This is a genomic window from Pedobacter sp. AC163, assembly GCF_979258665.1.
Genome location: NZ_OZ409872.1, coordinates 4,882,453 through 4,899,434, shown reverse-complemented (window position 1 = coordinate 4,899,434; position 16,982 = coordinate 4,882,453). Strand labels below are relative to the sequence as shown.

Genomic DNA, 16,982 nt, shown 5'->3' with positions numbered 1-16,982 from the left:
TTCAATTACCTTTTTACTTCTGATTTTCTTGTTGATCAAAGAATCAAATGCTGTGGCACAAATGACCTATCTGCCACATTATACCTCTAAAAATGGTTTAGCTAGCAACAATTGTTATTATATTTTGCAAGATCAAAAGGGCTTTATCTGGATAGCAACCGATAATGGAATCAGCCGTTTCGATGGTACAAACTTTCAAAATTTTACCATTGAAGATGGTTTGCCCGACACGCAAATCCTTCAAATGAAAGAAGATCAATTTGGAAGAATTTGGTTTTTTGCATTAAATGGGCAATTAAGTTATCTGCAAGACGGCAAATTTTATAACCAGGATAACAGTCAATTATTAAAGCGACTTAGCCTAAACACTGTTATTGTTTCTTTTTTGATGGATAAGCAAGGAAGAATTTGGTTAGGTACAAACTCAAATTTAATTGTTTGTTGGGATGGAAAACGAATTAGAAAATATGTTTCGCCAAATCCGAAAGATAAATTCATCAACGCGTTTATTCACGAAGACGAAAATGGCGACATCTATTCGTATAGCGATTTAAGTGTTCAGAAATTTAATGGCACTACTTTTTCGATCTTGAAATCTAATGTTCAGCCGCTTTCTTACATGACAGCGACCAACACTAAATCAAAGTCGTTAATTTATCTGGATAAAAGTGGGCTAAGAGAATTGAGCAAAGGGAATATCAATAGCTTAATTTCCATTCCCCAAAACCTGATAAAAAACATGTCTGGTTATTTCTACTATGATAGCGCAGCTAAAGAAGTTTGGATTGCCAATGCGAATGGTTCGTTTGCGTTAGATAAAAATGGAAAAACAGTTCAGTATCTTCAGGATATTCCTGTAAACCAGGTAATAAAAGATAGCAACAAGAATATGTGGTTTGCCACCAATGTTGGAATTTATATGTTACCCAATGCAAGCAATCGTTTATCGATTATTGATGCAGAATCGGGTTTGAGCAGTAATGTCATTAAAAGCATTACCAAAGATGGTAAAAACAGACTTTGGCTAGGGACGGATGATGCTGTTATTGATGTTTTGACTATCGATAACTATCAGGTAAATGAAATTGGATTAGATGATTTTAAGAAATACAAAACCATAAAGCAACTAAACTTCGACCCAAAAAATCAATCGATATATTTTTCTTCAGATTATGGAATGGGTGTTTTCAAAAATATCTACAGCACCACAAATGAAGTAAACTATTTAAAGGAAGCTAATAATTCCATGTTTGTAATTAAACATTTTAGCGTTGATGAAAAGAGCAATCGTTTAGCCCTGGCACTTTCTTCTGGGGTTGTTTTTTTATCTGACAGAATAAACAACTTTGAATTCAATTCCCTGAAATATCGAGAGAAGGAAGATTTCTTTAAAGATCGCTCTTACCATGTGTTTTACGATCGGACAGGTAATTTGTGGTTTTCAAATATTAATGGTTTATCTCAGTTTGTAAACGGAAAACTCATTAAGCATTTTGAAAAACACACCTTACTCACTAAAAGAATAAATGATATTCAACAATTAGCTGATGGGACATTGATTTTGGCTACAGACGGATATGGATTGCTTTTTTACAAAAATGACCAAATTGTAAAACAGATCACTCAAAAAGATGGCTTAACCAATAATATCTGTACTAAAATATTCGTTAAAAATAACGAGATATGGGTGCTCACCAACAAGGGCGTTAATAAAATTGCCAATTATCCGCAAAAACTTAGCGTTGCCAATTTCGATTATGGAAAAGATTTATTAAGTGATGATATCAACAGTTTATTTATTGATGACAGCACGGCCTATTTCGCTACCAATAAAGGGCTGATTCTTTTTAAGTACAACAATAAAAACATCAGCAGAAATTTACCGAAGGTTTATGTAACCTCTATCATCAAAGACAAGGATAGATTGCCCGTAAATCAAAAAAACTTCACCTTCGAAACAGGAAATAATACCATCCTATTCACTTTTAGCGCAGTAGATTTTACCACCAGTGACATTACTTATCGTTATCGGCTAAGTGAAAATTCTGCCTGGGTAGAAACCAGAACCCGCCGTTTAGATTTTTCATCGCTTCAATCCGGAGAATATAATTTCGAAGTTTCGGCCAAAAGCCAAAACGGAAATTGGGGACCATCCGCAAAAATTTCATTTACCATTACCAAACATTTTTGGCAAAGCTTATGGTTTTTATCCATCTTAATCCTTTTGGTGGCCTACATTTTTTACAAAGTTGCGGTGTACATCACCAGAAAACAAAAGGATAAGGAACAAGAGCAGCTTTTGCTAAAAAACAAGGTGTTAATGTTAGAGCAGCAGGCTTTACAGGCAATGATGAATCCACATTTTGTATTCAATGTGATGAATTCTATACAGCATTATATTAATACGCAGAACACAGCATCAGCTAATCGGGTATTAACTGGGTTTGCTCGGTTAATAAGAAAAAACCTGGAAATTTGTACCAAAAGCTATATCTCTCTGGAAGAAGAACTTGAATATTTGAATTTGTATTTAAAGCTCGAGAAAAATAGATTCGGAGATAAGTTACAATACTCCTTTTCAATTGATGATCAAATAGATAAGGAAGAAACTTTAATCCCATCGATGTTATTACAGCCTTACGTAGAAAATGCAATTTGGCATGGCATTATGCCGAAAGAAACGGGTGGCGAAATACAAATCAATATTAAAATTGATGTTCCAGAGTATTTAAACATCGAAATAATTGATGATGGTGTTGGTATTGACAATTCTTTGAAGGAGAAAAAGGAAACGCACATTAGCAAAGGCATGCAGCTTACCAAAGAAAGATTGCATTTGTTAGGACAGATTGCAGCAAAACCTATACACCTCAGTGTTAAACAAAAGGGCACAAATGGTACAATCGTATCTATATCTATACCGTTAAAATAGATTTTTTACCGTTTACTCAATTATTAATACCACTCACTAAATAGAACTTACACCGAATCTCGTTTAGCCTTAAACTTGTGTTAGAAATAAACGATAGTGTTTATCAAAACGTTCTTATAGAATTGATATAGATATTTAATAACCTAACCTAAAACTATATCTTAATTCAGGTTTCATTTGTGTGTTGAAAGCGGTCTTGTTTTTAAAAAGCGAGACCGCTTTTTTTATGTCCAAAAATTATATTTTTGTATATGTTCCAAACCAATATTACCAGGCACATAGAAGCGCTCATATTCTCTTCTGTTCAAAGCATTAGCGTTCAAGAAATCATCTTAGCTTTAAATGCGGTTTTCGAAGCAGAGTTTATTGAAACACAAATTTTTGAAAGCTTAGATCTTATTCAAGAAAAGTATAAACATGATGATTTCGCAATCGAATTGGTAAACCTGAATAACGGATATCAGTTTCTAACAAAAAAGGATTACCATGAAACGGTAAATCAACTTCAATTGCATCGCTCAAAGAAAAAGCTGAGTCAGGCTGCTATGGAAACCTTAGCCATTATCGCATACCGCCAGCCGATTACTAAATTAGAAATTGAACAAATTAGAGGTGTAAATTCTGATTATTCTGTTCAGCGATTGCTGGAAAAAGAACTTATAAGTATTGATGGTAAAGCCGAAACTCCAGGCAGACCTATTCTTTACAGCACTAGCAATATTTTTATGGATTATTTTGGTTTAAACAATTTAAACCAGCTTCCACAGCTAAAAGATATTACGAAGGAGGAAAATACGGTAGGTGAAAATGCAGAATAGCAGAAATTAATTTATTTGTTTTCAGGTTGTTATTAGAAAAAGTTTTTTTGTATTTTTAAAGTAGAAAAGCAATTTTTATTTTTGTGATATGAAAGCGCCAAAGAAACTCCCTACTAAGCCGACTACCAAAAAACAGGTAGATGAAGACGATGATCTTGAAGATGACGATATTCAAACCACGAGAAAAAACCCTCGAGATGAAGATGAAGACGATTTTGATTTGCCATTGGATGACCTTGATAATTTCGACAACTTCGACGATGATGATGACGATTACTAATCATTAAAAAACTATATATTTGAAAAAGCATCCTGCCATTAGGCTGGGTGCTTTTTAATTTTAAAATCTGCCCATGCAAATTATATCAGTAAGCAATTCATCACTAAAAAAAGACTTCTTAACGGTTCCAAAAATCCTGTATAAAAACGATAAAAACTTCATTTGTCCTTTAGATAGTGAAGTTGAAAATGTTTTTAACCCAGAGAAGAATAATTTTTTCAGTCATGGAAAATGTAACCGTTGGGTTTTAAAAGATGATGCGGGAAATTTAATTGGTCGGGTTGCTGCTTTTATTAACGAAAAAAAAGCATTTAATTACGATCAACCAACCGGCGGAATGGGCTTTTTTGAATGCATTGAAGATGAAAATGCTGCTTTTTTACTCTTTGATACCGCAAAGGAATGGCTTATCGAAAATGGAATGAAAGCAATGGATGGCCCCATCAACTTTGGCGAAAATGATTCATTTTGGGGTTTGTTAGTGGAAGGTTTCACTCCTCCATCATTTGGAATGAATTACAATTTTCCATACTACCAGAATTTTTTTGATGCTTACGGATTCGTAACCGAATATGAACAGTTAACCAACCATATCAATTTAACCATTCCTTTTCCAGAGCGATTTACCAAGATAGCCAATTGGGTAAGGAACAAGCCTGGCTACACTTTCGAATATTTTAGCAAAGCAAACGCTGAAAAATACATTGCGGATTTGATGGAAATTTACAATGATGGCTGGCAGGATTTCGAAAACTTCGTTCCGATAAAAAAGGAAACTCTCGAAGAAAGCTTTAAAAGTATGGAACCCATTATGGATGAGCATTTGATTCAATTTGCTTATTTTAATGGTGAGCCTGCTTCATTTGTGGTTTTAATTCCTGATGCTAACCAGATGATTAAAGGTTTTAATGGAAAGCTTGGTTTATTAGAGAAGCTTAAATTTGCTTATCGCCGATGGGTGGGTGTTACACGTATGAGAGCAATTGTAATGGGTACAAAACCAAAATTCCAGAAACATGGCTTAGAATCGGTTCTCTTTATCAGGCTAGGTGAATATGTGTTGCCAAAAAATCAATACAAAGAACTGGAATTGAGTTGGGTTGGCGATTTTAACGAGCAAATGATTGCCATACATAAAGCTACTGGCGCTACATTTGGTAAGAAGCATTTAACGATGAGGAAAGTGTTTTAGGAAGATAAGAGAATACTGCGCAAGTAATAAAGCAATCGTCAATGCGAGGCACGAAGCAACCTTAATGCTTAGGGTTGAATTATATAGCGATCGTTGTAGGATTGCTTCGTGCCTCGCAATGACGTGATTAAATTCCCAATTTATCATAAAGATCAATAACCTTCTTTCTAAGTTTATTGATCTCTTCATCTTTTTCCAGAAGTTGTTCTTTAAGTTCAATTAAATCTTCCGATGAATTTGATGACTCCTTTTCTCCGGTTATTAATTTAATTATTGATACCTCAAATACTTTAGAAATTTGCAATAAACGTGAGATATTCAAATCTGTTTGTCCGGTTTCTATTTTACAAAATGCGGGTGTAGAAATATTAAGCATCTTCGCAGCTTCAGCTTGATTTAAACCTAGTGCTACCCTACTCTGCCTAATACGATCTCCTAGAACCTTCATTTAAAGATTAATTATTATTTTGGTAAAGCCGCAGCTAATTCAGGCAAATCAAAGCCTGCATAGTTTCCAGAACTCATCATTAAAAGATTTGCATTCTTATAGTTCAAGCTTAACAAATAGGCTTTCAATTGAGCTGCATCGTTAAAGAATTTTAGCTTCGGGTTAGCAAAAGCCTGTTGAACATCTTCTTCTGAAAATGGCTCCATTCTTTTTTGCTCAAAACTTTTAAGATCGATAAATACGATTGCTTCATCAGCTTTGTCCATTGCGCCAGCGTATTCCTTTAAAAAATCCTTATTCAAGCTGCTAAAAGTGTGCAATTCGATACAAGCGATCAGCTTTCGATCTGTAAACTGTGCTTTAACAGCCTCAATCGTAGCTTTCAGTTTAGATGGAGAATGGGCAAAATCCTTATAAACGTTGGTAGAGTCATCAGCTGAGATTACTTCTAAACGCTTTGCAGCGCCGGTAAATGAGGCAATTGCAGTATCAAAATCTTTTTGACTTATATCTAACTGCTCACAAACTAATTTAGCTGCATTTAAATTCATTAGGTTATGGTCGCCAAATATTTTTAAAGCAGTTCTCTCTGGCAATAAGTAGGTTATACCATTTTTAATGTCGTGTTCAGGAATTGCATAACCTACCTTGTGAATCTTTGCTTTTGATTTTAAAGCAATTTCATTTAAATCTTGGTCTGCTTCACAATATATCAGTGTCCCATTTTCCTCTATGGTATCGATAAACTTATCGAACTGCAAAGTATAATCTGCATAAGTAGGAAAAACATTGATATGATCCCAGGCGATGCCACTGATCACTGCTACATTTGCTTTGTAAAGATGAAATTTTGGCCTTCTATCAATCGGTGACGATAAATACTCATCGCCTTCGATAATCATAACTGGTGCCGCATCTGTAATTTTTACCATGGTTTCGAAACCAGCGAGTTGTGCCCCAACCAAATAATCAAAATCACGATTGTAATGATTGAGCACATGTAAAATCATACTTGTGATGGTAGTTTTACCATGACTGCCGCCAATTACTACACGCAATTTGTTTTTACTTTGCTCATAAACGTATTCTGGATAAGAATAAATTTTAATACCCAGTTCTTGCGCTTTAATTAGCTCAGGATTGTCAATACGAGCATGCATACCCAAAATAACGGCTTCAAGATCAGTAGAAATACGATTTTCATCCCATCCCATTTGTGCCGGCAATAAACCATATTTTTCCAAACGAGATTTTGCTGGTTCAAAAATCACATCATCAGAACCTGAAATTTGATAACCTTTTTTATGAAGTGTAATGGCCAGGTTGTGCATTGCACTTCCGCCAATTGCAATAAAATGTATACGCATATTTTTTTTCGATTAAAGATAAAAGAGCAATGATTAAAGGTTTAGTAGCCTAATGTTAACCATTTTAGCTTTGTTATTTTATTCTTTGCTCTTTTATCCTTGCTCTTTGCTCCATTTATTTTTTCTCAAACTGGGCAGCAACCCAATCACCATTTTGTTTGTGATCGAGGTATTGAATACCATATTTAGCACACTCGGCAGTGATCATTCCTAAATCGGGATCTAAATAAAAACCACTGAAAAAGATTTTTCCACCTGACTTTAGCACCTCTGCATAACGATGAATTTGATCAAGCAAAATATTCCTGTTGATGTTGGCAAAAATCACATCATATTCTTCGTTTGGAATAGCTTCTTTACTTCCACAAAGCGCTTTTAGATTGGAGATGTTATTTAACGCCGCATTTTCGATGGCACTTTCGTAACATACGTTATCATAATCTATCGCTACCAAATTCTTTGCACCAAGTTTAGCGGCAAGAATTGCGAGGATTGCGGTTCCACAACCCATATCTAAAACAGTTTTATCTTTTAAATCTGCGGCTAGAATATACTGCATCATCATTGATGTAGTTTGATGGTGACCTGTTCCGAAAGACATTTTCGGATCGATCACAATCTCATAAGGATAAGATGGTTGCGGCTCATGAAAAGTTGCTCTCACGTAACATACATCATCAATAATCAACGGATTGAAATTCTTTTCCCACTCGGCATTCCAGTTTTCATCGGCAACATCTTCCAAAGTATAATTTGTTGCAAAATCATCGGTATAATGAGCAAGCAAATCTTTCAATGCCTGCTCACTGAAATTATCTTTCATTACAAAAGCAGTGAACCCATTCTCACTATCCTCAAATGTATCGAAACCTAAATCAGCAAGATCACTGATGAGTAGATCCTGCTGAAAGTCTTCGATATTTTCGAATTTAAATATTGCTTTTACGTATTGCATTTAGCTATTTAATGCTTTAATAATATCTGTGAAATCACGAGATTTTAATGATGCGCCACCAATTAAACCACCATCAATATCTTTTTGAGCGAATAAACTTGCCGCATTGCCTGGATTACAACTACCGCCGTAAAGAATTGTAGTATCATCTGCAATATTGAAACCATAGTTAACCTCTATTTCAGAACGGATGAATGCGTGAATATCTTGTGCTTGTTCTGGCGAAGCGGTTAAACCTGTACCAATCGCCCAAACTGGTTCGTAAGCAATTACGATTTTGGAAAAATTAGTATTGCTTAAACTGAAAACACCTTCAACTAATTGCTTCTTCAATACTTCATAATAGCTTCCGTTTTCACGTTCGTCTAATGTTTCGCCGATGCAGAAAATTGGTGTTAATCCATGAGCCAAAGCAGTTTTGGTTTTTGCAGCCAAGAGCTCATCACTTTCAGCCTGATATTGTCTGCGCTCTGAGTGACCTAAAATTACATACTCCACGCCAACAGATTTGATCATCTTTGCAGAAATTTCGCCTGTGTAAGCGCCGCTTTCTTTATCGTGAATGTTTTGAGCTCCTATTTTAACATCATTTCCACCCAACTTGGCCAAACTATTTAAATGAATAAAAGGAGCACAAATAACAGCTAATTGATTACCCTTACGTTCATCCTTAATCATATTTACAATCTCACTGAATAACGAAATACCTTCATTATAATCTAAATTCATTTTCCAGTTACCGGCTACTATTTGTTTTCTCATTGTGTTTTATTTTGTTAATTTCATGATTTCTATTGAAATCATGGTTAAATATTAAAAGTATCTGTGAGGAGCTGTTAATTCAAAAACCTTTGTTAGGATATCTTTTTCTGTATCGTCGAAAATAATATTTTTTCTTGCGAATACTTTCTCCGTTGTTTCGAACATTTTATTCAGTTTGTAATCCAAAAAGCCATCTGCACCGCCCCAGCTAAAATCTGGAATATGATTTGGAGGCAAGCCACCACCAAAAATATTTGCGCTTACGCCTACAATACTGCCTGTATTAAACATCGTGTTAATGCCCGATTTAGCATGATCGGCCATAATTAAGCCACAGAACTGTAAATTGGTATTACGCATTTTTTTAGTTTCGTAATCGTAAAGCTTTACTTCGGCATAATTGTTCTTCAAATTCGAGTTATTGGTATCGGCACCAATGTTAACCCATTCACCAAGTACCGAGTTGCCCAAATATCCATCATGTCCTTTCGCAGAATTGCCCCAAATTACCGAATTATTAATTTCGCCACCTGCACGGCTATTTGGCCCAATGGTAGTACCTGAATAAATCTTCGCCCCCATTTTAATTGATGAATTTTCGCAAAGCGCAAAAGATCCCCGTATTAAACTGCCTTCCCAAATCTCAGCATTTTTCCCAACATAAATTGGTCCGTAGCCAGTATTTAAAACGCTGCATTCGGCTTTCGCACCTTCTTCAAAAAAGATATCATCGCCCAACAATTGATTCGTATTGCTGATTTTTGCAGAAGTACGTCCTTTGGTTAATAATTCGAAATCTTTTCTAATTTCAGCTGGATTATTTGCGAAAATATTCTCCGGATAAGTTATTTTAACGAACTCAAACTCATAATTTATGGGCTTTAATTGCTGTTCAGCTTGCTTATAAGTCAGTTCTTCATTGCAGTTGAAAGCAATAATAACACCTTTGGCTACGAGCAATTCTCCTTCTTTAAGTCCTGAAATTGCATCGAGCAAATTTTGATCAGGACAAATTGAGCCGTTTATAAAAAGACTAGCGTTTTTCTTGACTGCATATTTTATAGAAAGATATTCTTGAGTTTGGAAACCGAAGTCGGCATTTAAGTATTTCGCCCATTTTTCTGCAATTGTTAAAATACCAATTCGCAAATCAGCAACGGGCCTGGTAAACGTAAGCGGACGGAGAGACGCCCAGCAAGCATCATCAAATAAATTGATTGTCATAAGCAACAAAAATAAAAAAAGTCCCGATGCTTTTGGCAAAGGGACTTTAAAAAATGCTTTTTACAGCTAAAATTATTTCTTAGCGTAACGGTTTTTGAATTTATCGATACGTCCTGCAGTATCAACCAATTTCATTTTACCAGTATAAAAAGGGTGTGAAGTATGAGAGATCTCTAATTTATAAAGAGGATACTCATTACCATCTTCCCATTTAATAGTTTCTTTAGTATCTACACAAGATTTTGTTAAGAAAGCATATTCGTTAGACATATCTTTGAAAACAACTGGTCTGTAGCTTGTAGGGTGCAAATCTTTTTTCATTTGAATATTATTTTAAGTTATTTGTGTGAAAGCATCAAGAACATTCTTGCAATTTGCTGGCAACAACGCTTATGATAATTTCTATTAGTCTTTTCTAACCTCTATTTTAGAGGATGCAAATATCCTAATTTTATTTTTGATTTACAAGAGACTTCAAGAAATATTTTAAAACACCGAAATCGATGGCGAAACTTGATCTGTATCAAAAACTACCCTCGCCTCACCTTGTTTAATAAATGTTGTTCCCCCTTTTGAGTTATCAATATTAATTAAGCCATAGCGAATATTTCTGAGTTGTGTTCCATCTTTCTCACCAGAGATAATTATTCCAAATATAGCAGAATCGCTACCACGAACAGATTTAACCTTTCCGTAAACTGTAAAATTGTTTCCATTGCCACTTATTGCCGTAACCAAACTTGTATCTGCACTATTTAATAAAGATTTGCCAATTAGCTTGATGTTATTCTCGCTGTCTTGTGCGAAAAATTTAACTGAGCCATCAACAAACGACATATTGGCGACATCTTGTGTACGGTTACTTTTCAATAGCCGAAGAGGCTTAAACGCATAAGCTCCTTCAAGCATCGGTGGTGTCGTTTCCTGATTAAGTGAAATACCCAGTTTGGTGAGGGTATCCTGGTACTGCACTGGAATAATGTCTGCAATTTTACGCTTCATTTCTTCCTTGTTGATAGTTTCAACTGCATCATCACGCTCTTTCTTTTTACAGGCCACAACGGCTGTGATAAGAAAAATAATTAATAACCACTTTAGGCTTTTCGTAATTGTTTTCATGTTTTCTTAATTTATGTTTAATTCTGATTTGTTAATCAAAATTGAAGCATAAATTATCGCCTGGAAATACCCCAATGAGTGATTTTACTAAAACAATCCCTGTTGTTTAGCCTTTAAAATCGCTTCGGATCTTGAAGCTACATGCAATTTTTTATAGATATGTTTAACATGGGTTCGAACTGTTTCATAACTGATAAAAGCTTTATCAGCGATGCTACGGTAGTGATTTCCTTCCGTCATCAATAAGAGAATTTCCTTTTCACGGGCACTTAAATCAAAGTCGGTTTCTTGTGGCTGCACCAGAATGACGTTCTTACGCACAAAAAATTGCATCACCTTTTGGGCAATTGCTGAAGACATGGAAGCGCCACCATTATAGACCTCCTCAATAGCCTGAAGCTGCTTTGAAGGTGAATCAGTTTTTAAAATGTAGCCTGAAGCCCCAGCGCAAAGTGCATTGAATATCTTATCATTATCATTAAAAACAGTTTGAATTAGCACTTTTACTTCTGGAAATTGTGCTGTGATTATTTTAGTGGCTTCAATGCCTGTCTTTCCAGGCATTTCAATATCCATTAGTACCACATCTGGCCGACTAAAGCGTATATCCGCTTCAATTTGGTTTGCGTTAGGGAATGTGCCCGTGCAAATAAAGCCTGGCGTCCCGTTTATAATAGTCTGTAATGCCTCACGAATGAGTTTATTGTCTTCGAATATCGCTATCTTGATTTCCACAACTTCAGGTTCAGGCATAAATATGAGCAGTTATATATTATAAACGTATCCCCCATTAGGTGATTTTGCAACTTAAATTAATCTCTGTACCCAACCCAATATGACTATAGATATTTAGAACAGCATTGATTTCTTTTGCTCTATTTCTCATATTTGTTAGTCCATTTCCTTTCCGAGCTTCATCAGGTAAAAAACCATTCCCATCATCTTTTAATTGAATATTAATCATTTTATTTTGATGATAAACTTCCACTATAATATGCTTACAGACGCTATATTTCACGGCATTGTTGATACCTTCTTTACATATTAAATAGATATTCTTTCTTTGTTCCATTGATAACTTTAAAACGCCAAGCGATTCTGGAATATTAAAATTTAGCTCAATTTCTTTTACCGCCACCAATTGAGCGGCGAAATCTTTTAGTCTTTCTAAAAGCGAACGAAGGTTATCATCATGTGGATTAACAGCCCAAACAATATCGTTAAGTTTTGAGACCATTTCGCCTGCATTGTCTTTAATAATATCGAGAGAATTGTTAACGGCGACATGCTCCTCGTTTTTAATCTGTTCTTTTGTAATGTAGCTGTACATGGCTATTCCACTTAAGGTAGCACCCACTTCATCGTGTAAATCTTGACTGATTTTGCTTCTCAAATTTGCCAGGCGCAAACGCTGCATTGCATAGTACCGATAAGCAATAAAGGCAATAATGATAGAAAGTAAGGTTAACAACAATACATAAACTCTGGTATTGGCCAAACTCTGCTTATTTTCGACTTTAGCTAGTTCTAAATTGAAAATGAGTTTTTCATTTTTTAACCCTGTTAATAAAAGAGTTTGTATTTGTGTGTTATTTCGGGCGTAAGTAGCCGTTTGTATTTGATTTTTAAGTTCGAGGGTATTAATTAAATCTGCCTGACTATTATATTGTTTGTAAACTTTAATTGCAGTCTCTAAAAACATAAGCGCATAAAAATCATTTAATTGAGGATATCTTTTGAGCAAAGAGAATCCTGTTTTCAAATGATTGAAGGCTATTATTTTTTCATTCGTTCTCGCTGCACAACTCGCTAAACCACTGTAACTATTCAACTCGACATCGAAATCTTGCCCATTCATTGCTGCAATACGTGTTAAATCAAAGTATTTACTTGCACTATCATTGGAATTCTTTTGAATGAAAGCACTACCTAAATTTAGATAGGCTGTGGCGATACCTCGTTTAGCACTTATTTCTTTTGCCTCTTTGAGTGATTCTCGACTGTAATAAACTGCACTATCCAGCTTTTTAAGCTTTTCAAATGCCTCGGCCAAATTGCCATAAACATGGTGAGGTTTCGATAGATCGATATACTTTGATGGATATGGAGGTTGATGAGCAAAATTTAGTGCCCGTTTAAAATATTTAACTGCATTGTTTAGCTTATTGTTATTCATATAAAACAAGCCGATAAAGTTGCAAGCATCGGCCATAAGGATGCTGTCTTTTAATATCGATGCGATGTTTTCGCTCTTAAAAGCTTCTTGCAAGCCTAGTTCATGCAGATTATTGTAATAGTATACTTCTGCTTGCCGGGAAGTTAAGAAATAAGAAAAAAGAGATGGTTTGCGATAGCTAACTTTTAAATAAATTTTATTTAACCATAACTGTGCCGAATCATAATGATCCGAATTCATGTAATTATCAGCATTGTTAAATGCTTTTAAAACGAAATCCTGATCGTTCTTCTCAAGTTCGGAATTCGAATTTCTTTGAGCAAAAACGAAAACAGGAAACAGTAAGATGATCAGGAAACGGCAACTCATTACTTAAAGGTATTAAAATACAAATAATTAGACGATAATAAATTTGTCGGCAACTACTTACTATATTTTTTCCAGGTTTCAATTTTTGCCATTTGCCTGGCGATATAGGCATCTGCAATTACCTCTGCTGAACTTTTTCCCTCGACATTTTCTAACAATTCTTTCAACTTGTACTGATCAACATCTGCTTTATATAAAATTTGAACGAGTTTAGGAAAGTCATTATCTACTAAGTAAGCAAATGCATTCACCAATGTTTCCCGAAGTTGGCTTTCGGAAAGTTCATCAGGAAGATCAAAATCTTTATTGATAATTTTAATTAGCGACATGGAACAGATTTTTGGGATTGAAAGATTTTAGGCTTAGTTTGGTTATTTGTTGGGTTAGAATTACTGCATGACGTTAATTAAACCTGATAAAAGCGGTAGCTCCCGATTCTTCATCGGGACTATAGTGGTTAGCAGGGCTGCCGTAAGCGATAAAATCAGAACCATTCATTTTCAAATAAAACAACTTCGTAGGCATTCTTCAACCTTATCCATTTCCTATTTTCAATTAACATCAGCTATCTTTCTAAACCCATTTAATTTCCTGGCAAAGTTCTATTAAAACTCCATTAGTATCTTTTGGATGTACGAAACATACCATTTTATTATCGGCGCCCTTTTTTGGGACGTCGTTAAGCAGTGTAAAACCATTGGCTTTTAGTCGCTCCATTTCTTCGATAATGTCATCAACCGCAAAGGCAATATGGTGAATCCCCTCTCCTTTTTTCTGCAAAAATTTCGCTATTGCGCTATCGTCGGAAGTTGCTTCTAAAAGTTCAACTTTATTTTCACCTGCTTTTAGAAATGCAGTGTTAACGTGTTCTGATGCAACAATTTCCGTTTTATAACAGGAGGTATTTAATAAGAGTTCGTAAAGTGGAACTGATTTATTGAGGTTGTTTACGGCAATACCGATATGTTCTATCTTGTTCATCGTTTAAAAAGGTTGGGTGAATGTAAAAATGCGTGTTTTATCTATAAGGTCATAGCTATTAATTATAATTGTTCGAAAAGTTTTTTTGTATCTTTGTGATCATAATTAACAGAATAGAGATGAAACAGCCGATATATTTAGATAATAACGCAACAACACCTTTAGACCCTAGAGTGTTGGAAGCGATGCTACCTTACTTTACTGAGAAATTTGGAAATGCCGCAAGCCGTAATCACGCTTTTGGATGGGTGGCTGAAGAGGGAGTAGATTATGCTCGTGAGCAGGTAGCCAAATTAATCGGCTGTACTGAAAAAGAAGTAATTTTTACATCGGGCGCAACCGAAGCTGATAACTTGGCGATAAAAGGTGTGTTCGAAATGTATAAAGATAAAGGTAACCACATTATTACTGCGGTTACAGAGCACAAAGCCGTTTTAGATACTTGCAAACACCTGGAGAAAAACGGTGCAAGAGTAACATACTTAGGCGTTAAAGATGATGGTTTAATTGACTTGGCTGAATTAGAAGCTGCAATGACTCCTGAAACGATCTTAGTATCGATTATGTACGGTAACAACGAAATTGGCGTAATCCAACCTGTTAAAGAAATTTCGGCAATTGCACACAAACATGGTGCTTTATTTATGACTGATGCTACGCAGGCAGTTGGTAAAATTCCAGTTGATGTTAATGCAGACGGAATCGACTTAATGGCGTTTTCAGCACATAAAATGTACGGACCGAAAGGCGTTGGTGCACTTTACGTTCGCCGAAAAAACCCAAGAGTTAAGGTTACTTCACAAATGGATGGCGGTGGCCACGAGCGTGGCATGCGTTCAGGTACATTGAACGTTCCGGGTATTGTTGGTTTGGGTAAAGCATGCGAACTTTGTCGTTTAGAGATGGAAAGCGAAGCAACTCGTTTATCTGGTTTACGTGATAAATTAGAATCGACTTTAAACCAAATGGAAGAAAGTTATGTTAATGGTAATACACAACACCGTTTACCACATGTAGCAAACATTTCTTTTAAATATGTGGAAGGTGAAGGTTTAATGATGGCTATGAGCGATTTAGCGGTATCTTCGGGTTCAGCTTGTACTTCGGCATCTTTAGAGCCATCTTATGTATTAAAGAGCTTAGGTTTATCTGATGATTTAGCACACTCTTCTATCCGTTATGGCTTAGGAAGATTTACTACAGAAGAAGAAATTGACCAGGCGATTGCGGTTACTCAAAAAGCAGTGAATCACTTAAGAGAACTTTCTCCACTTTGGGAAATGTTTAAAGAAGGAATTGACTTGAGTAAAATTGAGTGGGCAGAACATTAATTTGCGAAGCAAATTAATGTGTTAAGAGTTTTAAGTTTTAAGTCTGGGAGCATAAGTAACTTGTTTATAACACCTGACCTGTAACATGCAACTCGAAACGTATAACAAAAATTAAAACCATCCCGCAAGGGATTAAAAGAAATATAAATCATGGCATATTCAGAAAAAGTAATTGACCATTACAATAACCCACGTAACGTAGGTACATTAAATAAAGACAGCAAATTTGTAGGAACTGGTTTGGTTGGCGCACCTGAGTGTGGTGACGTTATGCGTTTACAAATTGAGGTTGGAGAAGATAACGTAATCACCGATGCTAAATTTAAAACATTTGGTTGTGGTTCGGCTATCGCATCTTCGTCTTTAGCTACAGAATGGTTAAAAGGCAAGACAATTGATGAGGCTTTGTCTATCGATAACATGGATATTGTTGAAGAATTGGCTTTACCTCCAGTAAAAATTCACTGCTCGGTGTTGGCAGAAGATGCAATTAAATCTGCCATTAACGATTACCGCGTTAAAAATGGTTTAGAGGCAATTGTACTGGAAAAATCACATCACTAGAAGAGTATATAGTAGAAAGTATTGAGTACTTAGATTGGTACGCTATTTGTCTTTCTACAATGTTATTTAAAAGTAGGTTGATCATGAATTTGATCTAGCTACTTTATACTAAATACTAACTGCTAAAAGAAATGATTACTATAACAGATAAAGCAAAAGAAAAAATCACGCATTTAATGCAGGATTCAGAGATGGGTTCTGACTATTTCTTACGTGTTTCCGTAAAAGGTGGCGGTTGTTCTGGCTTATCGTATAACCTGGATTTTGATAACGAAGAACAAAAAGGCGATCAGTTTTTTGAAGACAGAGGAATTAAAATCGCATTAGATATGAAATCTTTCCTTTACCTGGCGGGTACGGAGTTAGATTTTACAGATGGATTGAATGGAAAAGGTTTCAACTTTATCAATCCAAATGCCAGTCGCAGTTGTGGTTGTGGCGAGAGTTTCTCCGTTTAAAATTTA

General features: G+C 35.4%; 18 protein-coding genes. 7 read left to right on the top strand and 11 right to left on the bottom strand.

What is annotated here, in order from left to right:
* Positions 1-28 precede the first annotated feature (28 nt).
* The 4 genes from ACZZZK_RS21200 to ACZZZK_RS21185 all read left to right on the top strand — a co-directional run bounded on the left by ACZZZK_RS21200 (position 29) and on the right by ACZZZK_RS21185 (position 5,222).
* The gene (locus ACZZZK_RS21200) at positions 29-2,932 is read left to right on the top strand and encodes a sensor histidine kinase (protein WP_463485866.1); all 2,904 of its coding nucleotides are present in this window, start codon (positions 29-31) and stop codon (positions 2,930-2,932) included.
* Between the two features lie 251 nt (positions 2,933-3,183).
* The gene (gene scpB / locus ACZZZK_RS21195) at positions 3,184-3,750 is read left to right on the top strand and encodes an SMC-Scp complex subunit ScpB (protein ID WP_463485865.1); all 567 of its coding nucleotides are present in this window, start codon (positions 3,184-3,186) and stop codon (positions 3,748-3,750) included.
* Between the two features lie 88 nt (positions 3,751-3,838).
* Positions 3,839-4,030: a hypothetical protein gene (locus ACZZZK_RS21190; protein WP_463485864.1), complete on the top strand. Its 192-nt coding sequence runs from the start codon at positions 3,839-3,841 to the stop codon at positions 4,028-4,030.
* 73 nt (positions 4,031-4,103) lie between these two features.
* The gene (locus tag ACZZZK_RS21185; RefSeq protein WP_463485863.1) at positions 4,104-5,222 is read left to right on the top strand and encodes a GNAT family N-acetyltransferase; all 1,119 of its coding nucleotides are present in this window, start codon (positions 4,104-4,106) and stop codon (positions 5,220-5,222) included.
* 127 nt (positions 5,223-5,349) lie between these two features.
* On the opposite strand, the gene ACZZZK_RS21180 is transcribed toward ACZZZK_RS21185, so the two are convergent.
* The 11 genes from ACZZZK_RS21180 to mce all read right to left on the bottom strand — a co-directional run bounded on the left by ACZZZK_RS21180 (position 5,350) and on the right by mce (position 14,623).
* Positions 5,350-5,670 (bottom strand): helix-turn-helix domain-containing protein, encoded by a 321-nt coding sequence (locus ACZZZK_RS21180; RefSeq protein WP_463485862.1) that lies wholly within the window; start codon positions 5,668-5,670, stop codon positions 5,350-5,352.
* Between the two features lie 14 nt (positions 5,671-5,684).
* Positions 5,685-7,037 (bottom strand): UDP-N-acetylmuramate--L-alanine ligase, encoded by a 1,353-nt coding sequence (locus tag ACZZZK_RS21175; protein WP_463485861.1) that lies wholly within the window; start codon positions 7,035-7,037, stop codon positions 5,685-5,687.
* Positions 7,038-7,152: 115 nt separating this feature from the next.
* Positions 7,153-7,992 (bottom strand): 50S ribosomal protein L11 methyltransferase, encoded by an 840-nt coding sequence (gene prmA, locus ACZZZK_RS21170; protein ID WP_463485860.1) that lies wholly within the window; start codon positions 7,990-7,992, stop codon positions 7,153-7,155.
* A complete protein-coding gene (gene tpiA / locus ACZZZK_RS21165; RefSeq protein WP_463485859.1) occupies positions 7,993-8,754 on the bottom strand; it encodes a triose-phosphate isomerase in 762 nt (253 codons plus the stop codon).
* A gap of 51 nt (positions 8,755-8,805) precedes the next feature.
* Positions 8,806-9,978: a putative sugar nucleotidyl transferase gene (locus ACZZZK_RS21160; RefSeq protein ID WP_463485858.1), complete on the bottom strand. Its 1,173-nt coding sequence runs from the start codon at positions 9,976-9,978 to the stop codon at positions 8,806-8,808.
* Between the two features lie 72 nt (positions 9,979-10,050).
* Complete coding sequence (locus tag ACZZZK_RS21155; RefSeq protein WP_025142617.1) at positions 10,051-10,299, bottom strand: type B 50S ribosomal protein L31; 249 nt, start codon at positions 10,297-10,299, stop codon at positions 10,051-10,053.
* Between the two features lie 165 nt (positions 10,300-10,464).
* Entirely contained in the window at positions 10,465-11,097 is a 633-nt protein-coding gene (locus tag ACZZZK_RS21150) for a hypothetical protein (protein WP_463485857.1), read from the bottom strand.
* Positions 11,098-11,184: 87 nt separating this feature from the next.
* On the bottom strand, positions 11,185-11,850 hold the full coding sequence (locus ACZZZK_RS21145; RefSeq protein WP_463485856.1) for a response regulator: 666 nt from the start codon (positions 11,848-11,850) through the stop codon (positions 11,185-11,187).
* Between the two features lie 37 nt (positions 11,851-11,887).
* Positions 11,888-13,642, bottom strand: a complete 1,755-nt coding sequence (locus ACZZZK_RS21140; protein ID WP_463485855.1) for a tetratricopeptide repeat-containing sensor histidine kinase — start codon at positions 13,640-13,642, stop codon at positions 11,888-11,890.
* A 53-nt stretch (positions 13,643-13,695) separates the two neighbouring features.
* Entirely contained in the window at positions 13,696-13,971 is a 276-nt protein-coding gene (locus ACZZZK_RS21135) for a hypothetical protein (RefSeq protein WP_463485854.1), read from the bottom strand.
* A 244-nt stretch (positions 13,972-14,215) separates the two neighbouring features.
* Complete coding sequence (mce, locus tag ACZZZK_RS21130; protein ID WP_463485853.1) at positions 14,216-14,623, bottom strand: methylmalonyl-CoA epimerase; 408 nt, start codon at positions 14,621-14,623, stop codon at positions 14,216-14,218.
* Positions 14,624-14,742: 119 nt separating this feature from the next.
* Here mce and ACZZZK_RS21125 point away from each other — a divergent pair, with 119 nt between their 5' ends.
* The 3 genes from ACZZZK_RS21125 (at position 14,743) to ACZZZK_RS21115 (ending at position 16,976) form a co-directional block, all read left to right on the top strand.
* Positions 14,743-15,954, top strand: a complete 1,212-nt coding sequence (locus ACZZZK_RS21125; protein WP_463485852.1) for an IscS subfamily cysteine desulfurase — start codon at positions 14,743-14,745, stop codon at positions 15,952-15,954.
* A 150-nt stretch (positions 15,955-16,104) separates the two neighbouring features.
* Positions 16,105-16,518: a Fe-S cluster assembly scaffold IscU gene (iscU, locus tag ACZZZK_RS21120; RefSeq protein WP_025142622.1), complete on the top strand. Its 414-nt coding sequence runs from the start codon at positions 16,105-16,107 to the stop codon at positions 16,516-16,518.
* Between the two features lie 131 nt (positions 16,519-16,649).
* The gene (locus tag ACZZZK_RS21115; protein WP_025142623.1) at positions 16,650-16,976 is read left to right on the top strand and encodes a HesB/IscA family protein; all 327 of its coding nucleotides are present in this window, start codon (positions 16,650-16,652) and stop codon (positions 16,974-16,976) included.
* The last annotated feature ends 6 nt before the right edge of the window (positions 16,977-16,982 follow it).